Source organism: Arcobacter sp. CECT 8989 (assembly GCF_004116715.1).
GTDB lineage: Bacteria > Campylobacterota > Campylobacteria > Campylobacterales > Arcobacteraceae > Halarcobacter.
Map to the genome: position 1 here is coordinate 68,519 of NZ_PDKE01000011.1, position 18,131 is coordinate 86,649.

Here is an 18,131-nt window from a genome sequence, read left to right on the forward strand (position 1 = left end):
CTATTATAAATAATTTTTCCAATTTATTAAAGAATCTCTTTCACTATTTAAAGATGTAGCTGGGCCATGCCCTGGGTAGATTCTAATATCTTTTTCCCAAGCTAAAATCTTATCAATACTTTTTCTCATCTTTTCTGGACTAGAAAAAGGAAAATCTGTTCTTCCAATAGAGTTATTAAAGATAAAGTCACCTGAAAACAAGTGTTTATCTATCTCAATTGCAGAACATCCTGGAGTATGACCAGGAAAATAGTGAAACTTAACCTTTACACCGTCAAAGTCAAACTCTTCATCAGGCTCGACTAATACATCAGCACATGATGGAGTCATTCCAAACCCATAAGGGTCTTTTTCAAGCATAAAGTTGTCTTCTTTTGGAGTGTAGATTTTTAAACCTAATTCTTCACTCACTTCTTTGTTTGACCATACATGGTCAAAATGTCCATGTGTATTTAAAATCGCAACAGGATTTTGTACGTTTTGAAGTACCCATCTTGTTGCTCCAACACCTGGATCAATAATAAAATCTTTTCCATCTACAGTAATAATATAACAATTTGTTTGATAATCACCCATTGGTTGGACTTTTAATGACATAGTTCTTTAATCCTTAGTTAGCTAAAATTTAATCTAGTATATTAAATTAAAACTGTAAGGAAGATTATGCATTATCATTTAAGGCTAGAAAATATCGTACTTGAAGCCAATCCTAAAAAGAAGATTAGCGACTTTAAAGCCTTTTATAACGATTATTTAAACAAAAAATCACAATTTGATTACAATTATACACCATATGAGCTAAAAAATCCATCATATAATGATTTTTTGAAAATTGTATTACCAAAACATGTTAAAACACCAAAGCATTTCAAGACAAATGAAGGGAAAATAATCCTTCTACATACAATTGCTCATATTGAATATAGTGCAATTGATTTAGCTCTTGATGCAGCATTAAGATTTAAAGATTTACCAGATGAGTATTATGATGATTGGTTAGAAGTTGCAAATGATGAAGTTCGACATTTTGAGATGCTTGAGGGCTTACTTAAAGAGTTAGGTTCTTATTATGGTGAGCTAGAAGTTCATACAAATCTTTTTGAAGCAATGAAAAGTACACCTGATTTATTATCAAGGATGGCTGTCGTTCCAAGGTTTTTAGAAGCAAATGGTCTAGAACAAAACCCAAAAATCATGGAGAAATTAAACTCAAATATAGATGATTTTAACCAAAAAATACTAGATGCATTAGAAATCATTTTAGAAGAAGAGGTTGATCATGTAACTAAAGGTGATAGATGGTTTAAGTTTGAGTGTGAAAGACAAGGACTAGACCCAGAAAAAACTTATATTGAAATACTTGAAAAAGTATTCCCTGGAAGCACAACCAAAAAATATCAATTAAATATTGAAGCAAGGAAAAAAGCTGGCTTTTCTTGTGATGAATTGAAATTCTTAGCAAAGAAAGATGACTGTAATTAGTTTGTAATGTATCTTTTTTATAATTAAATAAATTAATTAAAAAGAGTTAACATGGTTACTATATATAGAAGTATTTTACATTTGAACGTAAAATATAATTAACTAGGAAGTAAATGGACGAAAAAATTATATTGATTGTAGGTGATAGTGGAGCAGGTAAAGACACTTTATTGAAATCATTAAGAAATGAGTTTAGTAATATAAATTTTGTAAGAAGATATATTACAAGAGAAGCTGATAGTCATGAAAATAACTATTTCTTAGAAACAAGTGCTTTTACTATTTTACAAACACAAGGGTTTTTTATTTCATCATGGTATGCCCATGGCAATAGTTATGGAATATCAAAGTCATCAATAAAAAAGGGTGTAAATATAATATCTATTTCAAGGTCAAAAATTAAAGACTTTGAAAGTAGTTATGAAAAAGTATTTACAATAAATATTACTGTTTCAAAAGAAGTTCTAAGAAAAAGACTTGAAAAAAGAGCTCGTGAATCAAAAGAAGAAATTGATAAAAGGTTAGAAAGAAATTATCTAAAGTTAGAGTGTAAAAAACTTATAAACTTTGAGAACTCTTTACCTTTAGAACAATCAAAAGAAAAGTTTAAAGAGCTAATTAAATCTCTTTGTGAAATTTAATTACTCTTTTATGACTTATTAAAACTTTGCGTTTGGAATAGGGTAGTTTTCTACAACAAAATCAATATCTTTGTCTCCTCTACCACTTAAACTAACTAAAATAGTTTCATCTTTTGCTAGTTTACTTGCAAGTTTCATTGCAAAACCAACTGCATGAGCTGATTCTAATGCTGGAATAATACCTTCAAGTTGAGAAAGCTTATAGAATGCATCCACTGCTTCTTCATCATTACAAAGACCAACTTTAGTTCTTCCTATATCTTTTAAGTGGGCATGCTCTGGTCCAACTGATGGATAGTCAATTCCAGAACCAATAGAATGAACAGCAGCAGGTTCTCCATTTTCATCTTTTAGCATAATAGAGTTAAATCCGTGCATTACACCTTCTTCTCCATAAGTTAAAGTTGCAGAGTGTTCACCTATTTTCTCACCTTTACCCATTGGCTCAACTCCATAAAGGTTTACTTCTTTATCATCAATAAAGCCTGAAAAGATTCCCATTGCATTTGAACCACCACCAACACAAGCAACAACATTATTAGGTAAGTTATCTTCGTGTTCAAAGAACTGTTCTCGTGACTCTATTCCAATAATACTTTGGAAATCTCTTACCATCATAGGAAAAGGATGTGGACCAACAACTGAACCAATACAGTAAATAGCAGTATCAGCTTGATTAATATATGATTCAAAGGCTGAATCAACTGCCTCTTTTAAAGTTTTTAATCCATGAGTTGCAGGAATTACGTTTGCTCCAAGAATTCTCATTCTTACAACATTTGGGTGCTCTTTTGCAATATCTACTTCACCCATATGAATTTCACATTCTAATCCAAAATAAGCAGCAGCAGTTGCTAATGCAACACCATGTTGACCAGCTCCTGTTTCAGCTATAACTTTTTTATATCCCATATGCTTAGCTAAAATCACTTCAGCCATGCAGTGATTTAGTTTGTGTGCTCCTGAGTGATTTAAATCTTCTCTTTTTAAATATATCTTTGCCCCACCACAGTAATCACTTAAATTTTTTGCAAAGCTAATTGGAGTTGGTCTCCCCTGGTAATGTTTTCTTACATATTTTAAATCTTCAATAAATTTTGGGCCTTTTTTGATTTTTTCATATGCTTCTTTTATATCTTCAAATGGTTTTTCTAAAACAGGAGGAATAAAAGAACCTCCAAATCTTCCAAAATAACCATTTTCATCTGGTGTATTCTCTAAATAATTTGACATTATTTTCCTTCGTGTGTGTAATGAACTTATATTTTTATTTCGATTATTATATTTATATTTTTTTAAATAGCCCTTTATATAAGGCTACTTAAGGAGTTTTACTCAATAGGAAGTGATATTGTAACCTTTGTGCAGTTATTAAAACCTGCATACTTACAATTCTCAATTTGGATTTTACCCTTCATACTTTCAGTAATGATTTTATGAGTCATATATAATCCTAACCCTGTTCCTTGGGATTTATGTTTAGTTGTAAAATAAGGTTCAAATACTTTTTCTAAAAGCTCTTTTTTTATTCCTCCACCATTATCAATAATCTCAATAATTGCATTGTTATTCTTTTTTAATACTTTGATAAATATATATTTTTCTTTATCATTTTTTATCTCTTTTAATGCATCTTTTGAATTAGCAAATATATTTAATAAAACTTGATTTAATTCATTTTGATAACTATTAATTTCTATATTTTCTATCTCTTTTTTTATTTCAATATTATGGTTTATAAAAGATGTATCCAAAATAGATAATACTTTCTCAAAACTATCATTGATAATAAAAGGGACTCTTTTTTTATCATCTTTTATATAGTTTTGGAAATCATTAATTGTTTGTGATAAAAATTGTGTTGTACTAGTTATTGTATCAAGGCTATTTATAAGCATTTCATCAGATAAAGTATCAAACTCTTTTTGTATTTTTAAGCCAGAAGCAGCCGTTGAAATAGTAGAAAGAGGTTGTCTCCATTGGTGGGCAATATTTCCTATCATCTCTCCTAAACTTGCCATTTTTGATTGCTGTAAAAGAAGTTCTTCTTTGCTTTTTATATCTGTTAAATCAATTATTGAAATAATATATGATTTTCTATTGTCATAAATAATATCTTTTAGCTTTACTAATATAGGAATAGTAAGTTTATTATCATAATTTAATTCAATTTCAAAGGAATCATTTTCTTTATTTTTATTTATTAAGCTTTCTATATTTTGATTAGGGAATAGAGTTTCAAAACTTTTTTCAAAAAGGAGCTCTTTAGAGTCAAGTTCTAGGATATTTAATAGTTCATCATTTAAATACTTGATTTTATTGTCTCTAACAATTAAAATCCCAGCAATGTTTACATCTAGAAGTAATCTAAAGTTCTCTAAAGAGTTTTCTAGATTGTCTTTAGTTTTTTTCAACTCTTTTTGAAATCTTACTAATTGTCTGTTTTTATACATTACAAACAGAAGTACTAAAGTAAAACCTAAAACTATTTTCCAGATTAATGAATAGTTAAAATTCTCTTTATACTCTAAGTCAATCCATTTATTTTTTATTTTCTCTTTCTCTTCTTCTGAGATAGTTAAAAGTACTTTGTTAACAATAGATTTTAAAATTTCATAGTCATCTCTAATCAGCATTTTCATATTAAAAATAACTTTTGTACTTCCAGAAATTTTAATATTTGTATATCCAAACTCTTTAATTTGGTCTGATAAAGCAGGCATACTATCAACTACTGCAAATACCTTGTTTTCAGACAATAAATCAAAGGCTTCTTTTAAATTTTTAGTTTCAACAAACTCTATTTTAGGATAAACTTTTGATAAAAGTTTTTGAGCTGTATAAGATTTTCCTACTGCTACTTTTTTCCCTTCTAAGTATGAACCATCTGGAATATAGTTTTCATCTTTTATTGTTGCTATACCAATAGGTGTTTTAAAGATAGTATCACTAAATATTGAGTACTCTTCTCTTTCTTTTGTATTTGAAGTTAAAAGTATGATATCTCTATTTTTATTTTTTATCTCTTTTAGAGCAGTTGTAAAATTGTCTTCATAAATATAGTTTGTTTTTAGATTTACTTTATTGCTAATAAGATTCCAGTAGTCGTAAGCAAGCCCTTGTGGTTGATTGTCCTTAACAAAACTAAAGGGTCTCCAATTTGATGTAAAAGAGATATTTATTACATTGTTTTGTATGAACTCTTTTTCTTTATCCGTTAAGGTTAGAGCTTTAGAACTATTGTGCCATTTCTCTTTTAATGCTTTTTCTTCTTCTGCTGTTACATTTTCTAGGGCTTTATTATAAAGAGTTTTAAGTAAGGGTAGGTCTTTTCTTACTCCCATATATAAGTCTTTATAAAAGCCATCAATTGTCACACCACCTACTGTTTTTAGATGGTTTTCATATCTATTTTGATTGATATAATACTTAGCAGATAATTCATTTAATACTGTTGCTTCTATAAAGTTTAATTTGATTGCTTCTAAAATATCTTCAATGGTATCAAACTCAATAACTTTGATATTTGGATAGTTATTTTTAATTTTATTTGTAATATTCCAGCTTCGAATCATTCCAATTTTTCTATTTTCTAAATCATCTATATTTATAATCTCTGTTTTAGAAGCTTTTGTAACAATAGTTAACTCTTGAGATAAAATTTTATTTGTATAGTGTAGATATGTTTTTCTTTTTTCATTTACTGAAATCATAGGAAGTACATCTATCTCTTTGTTTTTAATTTTATTTTCTAACTCAAACCATTTATCTGTAATAAACACAGGTTCAAGGTTTAATTTTTTTGATAAAAGTTTTAAATAATCAACAATATAACCTTTAGGAACGCCATCTTCATTATAATCATAGGGTCTAAAGTCATATTCGTTTGAAATATAAACCTTTTTCTTTTCAGCTAAAAACTCTTTTTCTTCATTTGTAAAAATGATATCAGAAGTAGTTGGAGTTTTGTTTGAGAATACCCATTTATGATGAAGCTTTTGCTTTTCTTCAATACTTATGTTGTTAAGTACTTTATTTAAAATATCAATTAAAGTTCCAAAGTCATTTCTTGTTGCCATAAACATTTCATTCTTATTATACTTTAGAGGAAAGTTTGCAAGAATATCAGTTATATTATGTTTTTTTGTTAGATAACTTATGATTGCAGAATTAGCAATAAGAGCTTCTGCTTTATTTGTAACAACTGCATCAATAGCTTCAAGCATATTATTTACAGAAAGTACAGTAATATTTGGATATCTATCTTTTATGTATGTTTCGTATGCATAATCCTTTGGAATTGCAATCGTTTTGTTTATTAAGTCATTTAGGTTGTTGTATTGTATTTCTTTAGAAAATAGATACTCTCTTATACTAATATATTTTTGCGTAAATAGTAAAGACTTTTCTGTTTGTTTTGTTTTTGTTAGAATAGGGAGTAAATCAATCTTTTTAGCTTGTGTTTTTTGAAGAAGATTAGACCAGCTATCATCAATAATATATTGAAATTTTATGCCTGTTTGTTGACTAATAATATCTAAATAGCCTTTTGTAAGACCTTTATACTCTCCTTCTTCAACAAACTCAAAAGGAGGCCAATTTGTTTCCACCCCAACTTTAATAAGAGGGTGTTTTTTTATAAACTCTTTTTCTTTTTTTGTTAGAGTTATTTTATCACTACTGTATAAAGAAGTAGTGATAAAAATAAGTATAAAAAATAATTTTATAATGTGTTTCATTTTAAACCTTATTTGGTAATTATACCAAATAAGATTTTAAGAAAACCACTTTTTAACTTTTTCAAACATACCTTCAAAGTTTGACTCATGAGGTTTACTTTCAACCCCAAAACTCTCTTGAAGTTTCTCTAAAAGCTCTTCTTGTTCACTATTTAAAGACTCAGGATAGTTGATTTTAATTTGAACAATTAAATCCCCTTGTCCATATCCTTGAACTGACTTAACACCTTCATTTTTAAATTTGAATTGTTCTTTATCTCTAGTTCCTGCTGGAACTTTTAATTCTAGTTCTCCTCTAAGACCTGGAATTTTAATTGTTGCACCTAAAGCTACTTGAGTAAAGAAAATTGGAACTTCTAAATAGATATCATCATCATGTCTTACATAATGTGAGTCTTCATTTACTTTAATTTGTAAATATAAGTCACCTCTTGTTCCATCTGGTGCTATATTCCCTTTATTTGAAACTCTGATTCTATTTCCATCATTTACACCTTCAGGAATATTTACTTCAAAAGTCTCTTTTTTCTCATCATAACCAGTTCCATTACAAGTATTACACTTACTTGTAACTGCTTGACCTGTTCCATTACAATGAGGACAAGTTTGAGCAAATGTCATAAAACCTTGTCTCATATGAACTTGTCCTTGCCCATCACAGTGAGGACAAGTGTTTAGTTTACCATTTTTTGCACCAGTTCCTTTACAGTCACCACAAGCATCTTTGTATTTAAACTCAACATCTTTTTTGCATCCAAAGATTGCTTCATTAAATTCAATTGTTACTTCAATTGCAATATCTAAGTTATAGTTATATGTTTTTCTCTGTCTTCTTGAACCACCGCCGAAGCCTCCGAATCCAGAACCTCCAAACATCTCTTCAAAAATTGAACTTAAATCATCAAACCCACCAGAGAAACCTCCACCTTGTCCATGACCTTGAAGTCCAGCTTTTCCATATCTATCATAAATAGATCTTTTTTCTTCATCACTTAGTACCTGATAGGCTTCATTTACAGCTTTAAATCTCTCTTCTGCTTCTGTATCATCAGGGTTTTTATCTGGATGATACTTCATTGCCATTTTTCTATAGGCTTTTTTAATAGTTCCTTTATCACTATCTCTAGCAACTTCTAATAATTCATAGTAATCCACTTCAGTCAATTGCTAACTCCTAAATATATATTTTTCGCGATTTTATCTAAAATACCATTAATCTTTGATATAATAAATACATGAAAAAAGGTTTAGAAAAGTTTTATAATTTAGTTGAAGCCTTTGAGTCTTTGCCAACTATTGGTAAGAAATCTGCATTAAGACTAGCTTATCATGTCACAATGAATGATCACTACAGTGGTATTAAAATAGCTCACAGCATAGAAAGTGCATTAAAAAGTATTAAAAGATGCGTAAAATGTGGTTCAATGAGTGAACATGAGATTTGTGAGATTTGTTTAGATGATAGAAGAGACTCATCGAAGGTTTGTATTGTACAAAGTGCTAAAGATATCTTTTTAATTGAAGATTCAAAACAGTTTGATGGCTTATATTTTGTTATTGAAGAGTTAGAGAGTGAAAGCTTAGATAGATTACTTAATTTTGTAAAAGATAACGTAATAAGAGAAGCTCTTTTTGCAATAACACCATCTTTATCGAATGATGCATTTATGTTATATATTGAAGATAAACTAAAAGATTTTAATATTACATTCTCTAAAATTGCACAAGGTGTACCAACAGGTGTTAGTTTAGAAAATGTTGATATGTTGTCTTTAGCAAAAGCAATACAAAGTAGGGTAGATATTTAAAATGACTGATAGAATAGTATGTCAAAAATGTATTCACTATTTTGTTACATGGCAACAAAATAAACCCCATGGTTGCAAAGCTTACGGCTTTAAATCTAAAATTATTCCTTCTGTAGTAGTAAAGAATAGTAGTGGCTTACCTTGTTCGTTTTTTCAGTTGAAAAATCCTCAAAAATAATATAAGATTTTTTGTAAGTTATTTTAGAGTATAATCTAAGTTTATTTAGTTTAGGAGTTATAATTGTTATACAAAGATTTGAAAGATAGTATTAAGTCTCTTGGTTTCCTTTCTATTGAAGATTTTGTTCAATATATTGGGGTTACACCTTCAGATATTTTAGAGTGGGAAGAAAAAGATGAAGTTCCTTACACAGTATCATTAATTATTCACTTATTAAAAGGTGATAGAGACTTACCAAATAATAAATCATTAGATAGTTTAGTAGAAGAGTGTTTACCTTTAGCAGAATTATTAGAGGAAGCATCATCATTCCCTTACAAGTTAGAAGAGATGTTTTTATTACAAAAAGAGTTAAATGACTCTACAAATGGTAAAAACTGGGAATTAGGAAGAAACAAGTTTGGAAAAGAGATTAATTGGCTTAGATGTATTCATATGGAAGTTGCTGAATTAATTGATTCAACTCCATGGAAACACTGGAAAAATATCAACTCTGAACCAGATATGAATAATATTCATGTAGAGCTAGTTGATATTTGGCATTTCTTAATGTCTTATATTTTACAAGAAACAAATGTACCAAGAGCTGTTTCTTTAGTTAACACACATTGTATCTATGAAGCATCAGAAGATATCGATGTAAAAGCAATGGTAAAAGAAGCAGAGAAATTATCATATATTGCTTTAGCAATTGAGACTGGAAATATCCCATCTTTTGGTGGAATAGAAAGATTTATTGATCAGTTCTTTAGATGTTGTAAAATCTCTGGACTTTCTTTTACTTGGTTACAAAAACTTTATATTGGTAAAAACTGTTTAAATAAATTTAGACAAGACCATGGTTATAAAGAAGGAACTTATATTAAAACATGGAATGGTAGCGAAGATAATGTTATCATGGTTTCTGTATTAGAGAATATGGAAAATGTAAGTTTCGATGAATTATATTCTAAACTAGAAGAAAACTATCCTTCAAACTAACAAAGTAAAGAGTTTCTCTTTACTTTGAAATAGTTATCTCAAAACAAGCACCATCTTTTTTATTTGATACTTGTATCTTACCTTGAAAATGTTTTTCAATAATAGTTTTACACATATATAAGCCAATACCTGTTCCATTTTTATTATCTTTTGTAGAGAAATATGGATCAAACACTTTATCAATGATATTTTCTGGTATTCCTCCAGCATTATCACTTATTATAATTTTTTGAACTTTCTTTGACTCTTTATATTCTATTACTATTTTATTATCAGCTTTGTTTTGCTTATCATTAAAAGCATCTTTTGCATTTGTTAAAATATTAATGACAACTTGAAGAAGTTCATTTTTATATAAAAAGATATTGTCAAGTTTGACACTATTTTTATTCTCTATTTTAACACTGTTTTTTTCAAAAGCTTCATATAACATTTCAACAGCAATATTTGTTATATATGGAATATTTGTAAGCTCTTTATCTCTATCTTTTTTAAAGAAATTTCTAAAATCATCAATTGTTGTAGACATATACTCTAAATAGTTTTCTACATCATCTAATTTTTTGTTAAATGTTGTTTCATCATAATTTTTCATATTAATACGAAGTTTTAGATTGGAAACAGCAGTTCCTATTGAGCTTAAAGGTTGTCTCCATTGGTGTGCAATCATTGAAATCATTTCACCCATTGCTGCCATTCTTGACTGCTCTATTAATAGACTCTCTTTCTCTTTTAAATCTGTTAAATCTTGAATAAAAACCATTTTATATGTATTGTTATGTTCTTTGATATCTTTGATTCTTATTATTGCAGGAATTATCTCACCTTCTTTAGTTATTAAAGAAACTTCCTCAAAGGTTGCATTGTTGTATTCAAGGTATTTATGATTAATTGTTGGGATTAATATACCCGTTGCAAGGTTTCCAATAATTTCATCTTTATTGTTGTATTTTAAGATATCAATCATAGCTTGGTTAATATTTACTATAAAACCATTTTCTATAATTAAAATACCTTCTATAGTATTATTGAAAAAGCATTCAAAATGATTGTCATTCATTATTGTCCTAATTAAAATAAAATATCTTTATAGTATAATTTAATAACACTTTTTAGGAGCTAAAATGGTTGATTATATTCTTTTAGAAAAATATGCAAAAGATAAAAGTGTTCTTTTTGTAGAAGATGATAAAGATATTATAAAAGAAACAAGTGAATTGCTAGAACTGATTTTCCCAAAAGTAGATGTTGCTTTTGATGGTGAAGAAGCAATTGAAAAGTATAAAGAGTATTATAAAAGTACAAATTCATACTATGATGTTGTAATCAGTGATATAAAAATGCCAAATAAAGATGGTATAGAACTTACAAGAGAAGTTTATGATATAAATAAGGAGCAATTACTAATAATACTATCTGCCCACAGTGAAACTAACTATTTATTAGAGCTTGTAAATATAGGTATTTCTCATTTTATTACAAAACCGTTAAATTATGACTCTTTTGTACATGTTTTATATACAAAACTGAAAGAGTTATATGAAAAAAGTAATAAAGATGAAAATATTTCTAGTACCATTTTAAAAATAAATGATAATCTTTCTTGGAATAAAGAAACAAAACAATTATTAAAAGATGACAAAAGTATCAAACTTACAAAAAAAGAGATACTTTTAATTGAAGTACTTTTAAAGTACAGTGAAAAGACTCATACAATTGAAGAACTACTAACTATTCTTTGGTCAGAAGATGAAGAGAAGAACCCAAATATCTCTAATCTTAAAAATATTATCTCTAGACTTAGAAAAAAAGTCCCAGAACTAGATTTAGAAAATGTTTATGGCTTTGGATATCGAATAAATTTAAAATAATGATACCTTTATAGTACTATTTATTAGTATAATTTTTATAGTGGAGGTGTATCATGTTAAATACATCAGAAAATTATAAAGATTATACTATTTTATATGTAGAAGATGAGACTATTGTAAGATCAAATGTTGAAGTTTGTTTGAACTATATCTTCAATGTAGTAATTGCAGAAAATGGAAAAGAAGGTCTCGAAAAGTTTACTAGTGAAAAAGTAGATTTAATCATTACAGATATAAACATGCCTCTAAAAGATGGAATATCAATGTTAAAAGAGATAAGGGATATAAATCCTACTATTCCATGTATTATTACTTCGGCTGTTGATTTAGATATAATCGAAAAAATTAAAAGTTTAGGTGTTAGTAAATGCATACCAAAACCTTTTGATATGAAAGATTTACTAAATACTAGTATGAAGGTATTAGATTCGATGTAAAAGGAGTTTAAATGAAAAAACTTTTTTTAAAGATTTTCTCTTTTATTTTTATTTCATTATTCTTCATTTCTTGTATAGGTAATGAAACAGTTACAAAAGAAGAGTGTCAATCTTTAGGATTAAAATATAAAAAAGAAAAAGTTCTTAATTTTAGAACTGGAGAATACGAACTAAGAAGTTTTTGTAAACAAAACTAGAGTATTAAAATACTCTAATTTTTAACAGTAGTCATTTTTATATTCTACGTAATGTCCTGCGTGCTTTATAAGCTTTTCAACGTCTTCATCTGTTAATTGTTTAACGACTTTTGCTGGACTTCCCATAATTAAACTTTTTGGTGGAAATTTCTTTCCCGCTGTTACAAGTGAATTTGCTCCTACAATACTTCCTTCACCAATTACAGCATGGTCTAAAATAGTTGCACTCATACCAATTAAACAGTTGTCTTCAATAGTACAGCCATGAAGCATTACTTTATGTCCAATAGTTACATTATCACCTAAAATAGTCTGAGAATCTGTATCCATATGAATCATTGATAAGTCTTGAACATTTGTATTGTTACCGATTTTGATATTATTTACATCACCTCTTAAAACACAACCAAACCAGATAGAAGAGTTTTCTCCTATTTCAACTTTTCCTATTACATCAGCACTACTTGCAACCCATGCAGTTGGTGCAATTTTTGGATAGTGTCCTTTAAATTTTAATAACATATAATTCTCCCTAGTCTTATATTTAAAGATAAATTATAACTAGTGCAATATGAAAATAGCAAGGGTTTTTATTGAAAAGCTGAGGATTTTAAAGAGTAGGGGTAAAAAAGTCAAGGATTAACTTGACTTTTTTATATTTTATAAGTGATAGTATTTTTTGTTTTCACCAGAGATGATAAATCTAAGTGCATTAAGTCTAATAAACCCTTCTGCATCTTTTTGGTTATATACTTCATCTTCTTCGAAAGTTGAGTGTGCTTCAGAGAATAAAGATCTTTCAGATTCTCTTCCTACAACAATAACATTTCCTTTGTAAAGTTTTAACTTAACAGTTCCCTCTACATTTTCTTGTGTTTTGTCGATTGCTGCTTGCATCATTTCTCTTTCAGGAGAGAACCAATATCCTTGATAAATTAATTTAGCATATTTAGGCATTAACTCATCTTTTAAGTGAGCAGCTTCTCTATCTAAAGTAATAGACTCAATTGCTCTATGAGCTTTTAACATAATTGTTCCACCTGGAGTTTCATAACAACCTCTTGCTTTCATTCCAACATATCTATTCTCAACAATATCAATTCTTCCAATACCATGTTTGTTTCCATAGTTATTTAAAGTTTCTAAGATAGTTGCTGGTGACATTTCTTCACCATTGATTGCAATTGGGTCTCCATTTTTATATGAGATTGTGATATATTCTGCTTCATCAGGAGCTTCTTCTGGTGAATTTGTCCATAACCACATGTCTTCACTTGGTTCTGCATTTGGATCTTCTAAAGATAAACCTTCATAAGAAATATGTAAAAGGTTTGCATCCATAGAGTATGGAGAAATTACAGGATTACCTTCTGCATCAATATGTTTTTTATCAATTTCAATTCCATGTTGTTTTGCATAAGCTAGTAATTTCTCTCTTGAGTTAAGATCCCACTCTCTCCATGGAGCAATTACAGTAATATCTGGGTTTAATCCTAAGTATCCAAGCTCAAATCTAACTTGGTCATTACCTTTTCCAGTTGCACCATGAGATACAGCATCTGCACCCATTTTATTTGCAATTTCAATTTGCTTTTTAGCAATAAGTGGTCTAGCAATTGAAGTACCTAATAAATATTCACCTTCATAGATTGCATTTGCTCTAAACATTGGGAATACATACTCTTTAACAAACTCTTCTTTTATATCTAAGATAAAAATATTTTCTGGTTTAATTCCACAAGCTAAAGCTTTTTCTCTTGCAGGTTCTACTTCTTCACCTTGTCCTAAGTCAGCAGTGAATGTAATAACTTCTGCATTATACTCATCTTGAAGCCATTTTAAAATAGTTGATGTATCTAGCCCACCACTATATGCTAATACAACTTTTTTTACATCTTTTTTATTCATTTAACTTATCCTATAATCATCATAATTTCAAGGCATATATAATATCTAAAATTAAATATAATTCTGTTTAATTGATTAAGATAAAATCTTTGAAAATATCTATTTCTATTCTGTTTATTTTAGTACTCTTTAGATATAATCCATACTATGAGAATTGATAAATATTTAAATGCAGTTAATATAACAAAAAGAAGAGCAGTTGCAGAAGATATGCTTGAACATAAAGTAGTGTTTATAAATGGACAAGCTGTTAAAAAAGCAAAAGAGGTAAAAGTTGGGGATATTATTGAAATAAAATATCTTGAAAGAACTGATAAATTCGAAGTTCTTCAAATACCAACAACAAAATCTACTCCAAAATCAAAGATGGATGAATACGTAAAAAGATTGCAAGGATAATGGATATGTTTAATATGGCAAAATTAAAATTTGATGATATTTTTGAAAACAGATTACCACAAGAAGAAGTAAGAGAGTATTTAATAGAACTATATGAAAGAGGTGAAACAGCAGCAGAAATAGCTGGTGCTGCAAGTGCTATGAGAGAGCATTTGATTCCTCTTCCTTTACATTATGAATTAAAAGAAAAAGCTATTGATATTGTAGGAACAGGTGGAGATAAAAGTTATAGCTTTAATATCTCAAGTACAGTTTCAATTCTTCTAGCTGGTGCTGATTCATATGTTGCAAAACATGGAAATAGAAGTGTTACAAGTAAAAGTGGTAGTGCTGATATGTTAGAAAAGTTAGGTATTAATCTAAATTTATCTTTAGATAATACTGCAAAAATGCTAGAAGAAACAGGTTTTTGTTTTATGTTTGCACAAAATCATCACCCTGCAATGAAATATATTATGCCAATTAGAAAATCAATTGACCATAGAACTATTTTTAATATTTTAGGACCATTATCAAATCCTGCAACTGTATCAAAGCAGTTAATTGGTGTTTTTGATAAATCTTATATCAATAGAATTGCAACAGCTTTAGATTTACTTGAAACTAAAAAGTCTATTGTAGTTTCGTCAAAAGATGGAATGGATGAAATCTCTATTTCTGATATTACATATGCAACAAGATTAGAGAATGGAAAAATTGAAGACTTTGAAATTGACCCTCAAGCTTATGGATTAAAGTTAGCTCCAAAAGAGGCTATTGTAGGTGGAGATGCAAAACAAAATGCACAAATAACAAGAGATATTTTATCAAATAAAATTGATGGACCTATGCTTAATATTGTTTTAATCAATGCCGCTGCAGCATTAGAAGTTGATGGAAAAGCAAGGGATATACAAGATGGTTTAGAGATTGCAAAAGAAGCTATTCAAAGTGGAAAAGCAAAGACTAAATTAGAACAAATTATTGATGTATCTTCAAAATTAAACTAGGTAGAATATTGATTTTAGCTTTAGATGAAATTGATAAAATAGTAAAAAAAGTCTCTTCTTTAACTTCAAAAAAGAGTAATGACTGCGTTGTTATTTTAAGGGGAGACTTAGCAAGTGGTAAAACTACCTTTGTAAAACATTTTGTAAAAGATTTAGGTTTAGATGATGAAGTAACTTCACCAACCTTTTCTTTACAATCTATTTATTCAGACAAAGTTTTTCATTATGATGTTTATAATAAAAGTTTAGAAGATTTCATCTCTTTAGGCTTATTAGAAGAGTTTGAAAAAGCTGGAATTCACTTTGTAGAGTGGGGTGATGAACGTTTAGAAGAACTATTAAAATCATATGGCTTTGAAGTACTAGTATTAAATATAAAAAAAGAAGATGATAAAAGGCAATATATTATAAATGAGTAAATTAAGAATTGAAGATATTAAAAAGAGTATTAAAAAAACACAAATATTACATGGAATCTCACTAGAAGTAAATGCCGGTGAAATCGTAGGTTTACTTGGACCAAATGGTGCTGGAAAAACTACTACTTTTTATACGGTTTGTGGATTAGTTGCACCAACTAGTGGAAAAGTATTTTTTGATGATGAAGAGATTACGAAACTGCCTTTACACAAAAGAGCATTAAAAGGAATAGGGTACTTACCACAAGAATCATCTATTTTTAAAGATTTAAGTGTTGAAGATAACCTTTTACTTGCAGCTGAAATTATCACAAAAGATAAAGATGAACAAAGAAAAAGAGTAGAAGATTTACTTGAAGTATTTAATATTGAACCAATTAGACAAAGAAAAGGTATCTCTTTATCTGGTGGGGAGAGAAGAAGAACAGAGATTGCTAGAGCTTTAGTATCAAAACCAAAGTTTTTACTTCTTGATGAACCTTTTGCAGGGGTTGACCCTATTGCTGTAAAAGATATTCAAGAGATTATCAATGAGCTTACTAAATTTGGTATTGGTATTTTAATAACAGACCACAATGTAAGAGAAACTCTACAAATCTGTCATAGAGCTTATGTTATGAAAAATGGGTCTTTATTAGCTTCTGGTAAAGCTGAGGATATTAAAAGTGATGGTAGTGTAAGAGAACACTATCTAGGAGAGAGTTTTAGTTTTTAAAAAACTTCAACTCTGTTTTTACCTTCTTTTTTAGCTTTATATAAAGCATCATCTGCTTTTTTTAGAACAGAAGTTTCATTGTCATCTTCTTTAAATCTTGTTACACCAAAACTAGCAGTTATTTGTCTTGGAATATCATCTCTTTTATAGCTTTCTATTGCTTTTCTAATTTTTTCAGCAACATTTTTTGCACCTAATTCATCTGTTTGAGGCAGTAGTACTAAAAACTCTTCTCCACCCCATCTAGCAACTGAATCATGCTCTCTAATATTTTCTAAAAGAACTTTTGAAATGATTTTTAAAACTTCATCTCCAACATTATGACCAAAGTCATCATTGAAGTTTTTAAAGTTATCAATATCAAAAATAATTAGAGATAAATTATTGTTATATCTCTTTTCTCTTTTTATCTCTTTTTTAAAGATTTCATTAAATTTTTGTCTATTAAATAGACCTGTAAGTTGGTCATGGTTTGCTTGATATTCTAAAAGATTTGATTTCTCTTTTAATTCAGTAATATCAGTAAAAGAGATAACATAGTGTTCCCCTTTTTGCTCATAATCATCTATATTGATAGTAAAAACTCTATCTTCACCATCTTTGTTTTCAATTTTTATTGTTCTATCTATTTCATTTAACTCAGAAAGTTTACTTATCCAGTTTTTTGAGTCTTCAAAGATATCTTTGTTTAAAAGGTTATTGTCTCTTTTAAATACATCTAAAATAGAATTATGTTTAACTAAAAACTCTTCTAGATTACTTACTTGGAAATATTCAAAGAACTTTTTATTTGCATCAATTGGATTTGCTAAATCTGTTAAAATAACCATGTTATCCTGTGCATCAAGGATAGATTTAGTCTGTTTTACTGCTTCTTCTACTTTATTCTCTAAAGTTAAGTTTATATATTCAAGTTTCTTTCTTAAAAAGATTGGCTCAACAGCTTTAATCATACTTTCAATTAAATGATATAAATCTATTGGTTTCATAGCATAAGCACTTACTTTTACATCAATTGCTTTTTTAAGAAAATCTGGATCACTATGGGCACTTGTTATTACAATAGGAACTTCATTATCGATTTTTCTAATTTCAGCACACATCTCTAAACCACCCATTTTAGGCATATTAATATCTGTCAAAATTAGATTAATCTCTTTATTATCCTGAAACTTTTCAAGACCTTCTTTACCATTTCTAGCAGTTTCTACACTATTTACTATAGTACTAATTGTTTTACTTGTAAACTCTCTTACATCATCTTCATCTTCAACATATAAAACATTAATATCTTTTAAAATTTCTTTATTCATAAATAGTGCCTTTAAATTTAATAAAATTTATATAATTGTGTTACATTATAG

General features: G+C 28.4%; 20 protein-coding genes. 12 read left to right on the forward strand and 8 right to left on the reverse strand.

All coding sequences use genetic code 11. From position 1 onward, the window contains the following. Window positions 1-3: 3 nt before the first annotated feature. On the reverse strand, window positions 4-597 hold the full coding sequence (locus CRV02_RS10955) for an MBL fold metallo-hydrolase (RefSeq protein WP_129085042.1): 594 nt from the start codon (window positions 595-597) through the stop codon (window positions 4-6). Between the two features lie 66 nt (window positions 598-663). On the opposite strand from CRV02_RS10955, the gene CRV02_RS10960 reads away from it, so the two are divergent. Then, a complete protein-coding gene (locus CRV02_RS10960; protein ID WP_129085041.1) occupies window positions 664-1,482 on the forward strand; it encodes a ferritin-like domain-containing protein in 819 nt (272 codons plus the stop codon). 113 nt (window positions 1,483-1,595) lie between these two features. Next, on the forward strand, window positions 1,596-2,123 hold the full coding sequence (locus CRV02_RS10965) for an AAA family ATPase (protein ID WP_129090372.1): 528 nt from the start codon (window positions 1,596-1,598) through the stop codon (window positions 2,121-2,123). Window positions 2,124-2,141: 18 nt separating this feature from the next. On the opposite strand, the gene trpB is transcribed toward CRV02_RS10965, so the two are convergent. The 3 genes from trpB to dnaJ form a co-directional block, all read right to left on the reverse strand. Continuing rightward, entirely contained in the window at window positions 2,142-3,359 is a 1,218-nt protein-coding gene (gene trpB, locus CRV02_RS10970) for a tryptophan synthase subunit beta (RefSeq protein ID WP_129090373.1), read from the reverse strand. Between the two features lie 95 nt (window positions 3,360-3,454). Next, a complete protein-coding gene (locus CRV02_RS10975; RefSeq protein ID WP_129090374.1) occupies window positions 3,455-6,862 on the reverse strand; it encodes a transporter substrate-binding domain-containing protein in 3,408 nt (1,135 codons plus the stop codon). Between the two features lie 36 nt (window positions 6,863-6,898). Then, window positions 6,899-8,026 carry a molecular chaperone DnaJ gene (gene dnaJ / locus CRV02_RS10980; protein WP_129090375.1) on the reverse strand — a complete coding sequence of 376 codons (1,128 nt, stop codon included), beginning with the start codon at window positions 8,024-8,026 and terminating at the stop codon, window positions 6,899-6,901. 71 nt (window positions 8,027-8,097) lie between these two features. Here dnaJ and recR point away from each other — a divergent pair, with 71 nt between their 5' ends. The 3 genes from recR (at window position 8,098) to CRV02_RS10995 (ending at window position 9,832) form a co-directional block, all read left to right on the forward strand. Beyond that, the gene (recR, locus tag CRV02_RS10985) at window positions 8,098-8,670 is read left to right on the forward strand and encodes a recombination mediator RecR (RefSeq protein WP_129085036.1); all 573 of its coding nucleotides are present in this window, start codon (window positions 8,098-8,100) and stop codon (window positions 8,668-8,670) included. Between the two features lies 1 nt (window position 8,671). Continuing rightward, the gene (locus CRV02_RS10990) at window positions 8,672-8,848 is read left to right on the forward strand and encodes a uracil-DNA glycosylase (RefSeq protein ID WP_129090376.1); all 177 of its coding nucleotides are present in this window, start codon (window positions 8,672-8,674) and stop codon (window positions 8,846-8,848) included. A gap of 63 nt (window positions 8,849-8,911) precedes the next feature. Next, entirely contained in the window at window positions 8,912-9,832 is a 921-nt protein-coding gene (locus tag CRV02_RS10995) for a dUTP diphosphatase (protein ID WP_129085034.1), read from the forward strand. A gap of 19 nt (window positions 9,833-9,851) precedes the next feature. Here the strand turns inward: CRV02_RS10995 and CRV02_RS11000 are convergent, their stop codons facing one another. After that, a complete protein-coding gene (locus CRV02_RS11000; RefSeq protein WP_129090377.1) occupies window positions 9,852-10,892 on the reverse strand; it encodes a PAS domain-containing sensor histidine kinase in 1,041 nt (346 codons plus the stop codon). A 64-nt stretch (window positions 10,893-10,956) separates the two neighbouring features. Here CRV02_RS11000 and CRV02_RS11005 point away from each other — a divergent pair, with 64 nt between their 5' ends. From CRV02_RS11005 to CRV02_RS11015, 3 genes are read left to right on the forward strand one after another with little or no spacing between them, the layout of a single operon-like run. Further along, entirely contained in the window at window positions 10,957-11,703 is a 747-nt protein-coding gene (locus CRV02_RS11005) for a response regulator transcription factor (protein ID WP_129090378.1), read from the forward strand. Window positions 11,704-11,756: 53 nt separating this feature from the next. Next, window positions 11,757-12,140: a response regulator gene (locus CRV02_RS11010; RefSeq protein WP_129090379.1), complete on the forward strand. Its 384-nt coding sequence runs from the start codon at window positions 11,757-11,759 to the stop codon at window positions 12,138-12,140. 11 nt (window positions 12,141-12,151) lie between these two features. Beyond that, entirely contained in the window at window positions 12,152-12,337 is a 186-nt protein-coding gene (locus CRV02_RS11015; RefSeq protein WP_129090380.1) for a hypothetical protein, read from the forward strand. A gap of 21 nt (window positions 12,338-12,358) precedes the next feature. Here CRV02_RS11015 and CRV02_RS11020 read toward each other — a convergent pair whose 3' ends face one another. Both CRV02_RS11020 and CRV02_RS11025 read right to left on the reverse strand, forming a co-directional pair. Continuing rightward, entirely contained in the window at window positions 12,359-12,859 is a 501-nt protein-coding gene (locus CRV02_RS11020; RefSeq protein ID WP_129090381.1) for a gamma carbonic anhydrase family protein, read from the reverse strand. A gap of 138 nt (window positions 12,860-12,997) precedes the next feature. Beyond that, window positions 12,998-14,245: an argininosuccinate synthase gene (locus tag CRV02_RS11025; protein ID WP_129090382.1), complete on the reverse strand. Its 1,248-nt coding sequence runs from the start codon at window positions 14,243-14,245 to the stop codon at window positions 12,998-13,000. A 147-nt stretch (window positions 14,246-14,392) separates the two neighbouring features. Here CRV02_RS11025 and CRV02_RS11030 point away from each other — a divergent pair, with 147 nt between their 5' ends. Genes CRV02_RS11030 through lptB form a run of 4 tightly spaced genes read left to right on the forward strand, consistent with a single transcriptional unit; the run spans window position 14,393 to window position 16,767 of the window. After that, window positions 14,393-14,644: a S4 domain-containing protein gene (locus CRV02_RS11030; protein WP_129085027.1), complete on the forward strand. Its 252-nt coding sequence runs from the start codon at window positions 14,393-14,395 to the stop codon at window positions 14,642-14,644. Between the two features lie 5 nt (window positions 14,645-14,649). After that, window positions 14,650-15,633: an anthranilate phosphoribosyltransferase gene (gene trpD / locus CRV02_RS11035; RefSeq protein ID WP_129090383.1), complete on the forward strand. Its 984-nt coding sequence runs from the start codon at window positions 14,650-14,652 to the stop codon at window positions 15,631-15,633. An 8-nt stretch (window positions 15,634-15,641) separates the two neighbouring features. After that, the gene (tsaE, locus tag CRV02_RS11040; RefSeq protein WP_258239291.1) at window positions 15,642-16,052 is read left to right on the forward strand and encodes a tRNA (adenosine(37)-N6)-threonylcarbamoyltransferase complex ATPase subunit type 1 TsaE; all 411 of its coding nucleotides are present in this window, start codon (window positions 15,642-15,644) and stop codon (window positions 16,050-16,052) included. Further along, window positions 16,045-16,767, forward strand: a complete 723-nt coding sequence (lptB, locus tag CRV02_RS11045) for an LPS export ABC transporter ATP-binding protein (RefSeq protein ID WP_129085024.1) — start codon at window positions 16,045-16,047, stop codon at window positions 16,765-16,767. Before tsaE ends, lptB begins: the two co-directional genes overlap by 8 nt. On the opposite strand, the gene CRV02_RS11050 is transcribed toward lptB, so the two are convergent. Then, complete coding sequence (locus tag CRV02_RS11050; protein WP_129090385.1) at window positions 16,764-18,080, reverse strand: diguanylate cyclase; 1,317 nt, start codon at window positions 18,078-18,080, stop codon at window positions 16,764-16,766. The genes lptB and CRV02_RS11050 overlap by 4 nt on opposite strands. Window positions 18,081-18,131: the final 51 nt, after the last annotated feature.

Bases quoted from the DNA above. Each gene is read 5' to 3' on its own strand.
- CRV02_RS10955 (WP_129085042.1), bottom strand. From the start codon at position 597: ATGTCATTAAAAGTCCAACCAATGGGTGATTATCAAACAAATTGTTAT.
- CRV02_RS10960 (WP_129085041.1), top strand. From the start codon at position 664: ATGCATTATCATTTAAGGCTAGAAAATATCGTACTTGAAGCCAATCCT.
- CRV02_RS10965 (WP_129090372.1), top strand. From the start codon at position 1,596: ATGGACGAAAAAATTATATTGATTGTAGGTGATAGTGGAGCAGGTAAA.
- CRV02_RS10975 (WP_129090374.1), bottom strand. From the start codon at position 6,862: ATGAAACACATTATAAAATTATTTTTTATACTTATTTTTATCACTACT.
- recR (WP_129085036.1), top strand. From the start codon at position 8,098: ATGAAAAAAGGTTTAGAAAAGTTTTATAATTTAGTTGAAGCCTTTGAG.
- CRV02_RS10990 (WP_129090376.1), top strand. From the start codon at position 8,672: ATGACTGATAGAATAGTATGTCAAAAATGTATTCACTATTTTGTTACA.
- CRV02_RS11000 (WP_129090377.1), bottom strand. From the start codon at position 10,892: ATGAATGACAATCATTTTGAATGCTTTTTCAATAATACTATAGAAGGT.
- CRV02_RS11005 (WP_129090378.1), top strand. From the start codon at position 10,957: ATGGTTGATTATATTCTTTTAGAAAAATATGCAAAAGATAAAAGTGTT.
- CRV02_RS11010 (WP_129090379.1), top strand. From the start codon at position 11,757: ATGTTAAATACATCAGAAAATTATAAAGATTATACTATTTTATATGTA.
- CRV02_RS11015 (WP_129090380.1), top strand. From the start codon at position 12,152: ATGAAAAAACTTTTTTTAAAGATTTTCTCTTTTATTTTTATTTCATTA.
- CRV02_RS11020 (WP_129090381.1), bottom strand. From the start codon at position 12,859: ATGTTATTAAAATTTAAAGGACACTATCCAAAAATTGCACCAACTGCA.
- CRV02_RS11025 (WP_129090382.1), bottom strand. From the start codon at position 14,245: ATGAATAAAAAAGATGTAAAAAAAGTTGTATTAGCATATAGTGGTGGG.
- CRV02_RS11030 (WP_129085027.1), top strand. From the start codon at position 14,393: ATGAGAATTGATAAATATTTAAATGCAGTTAATATAACAAAAAGAAGA.
- trpD (WP_129090383.1), top strand. From the start codon at position 14,650: ATGTTTAATATGGCAAAATTAAAATTTGATGATATTTTTGAAAACAGA.
- lptB (WP_129085024.1), top strand. From the start codon at position 16,045: ATGAGTAAATTAAGAATTGAAGATATTAAAAAGAGTATTAAAAAAACA.
- CRV02_RS11050 (WP_129090385.1), bottom strand. From the start codon at position 18,080: ATGAATAAAGAAATTTTAAAAGATATTAATGTTTTATATGTTGAAGAT.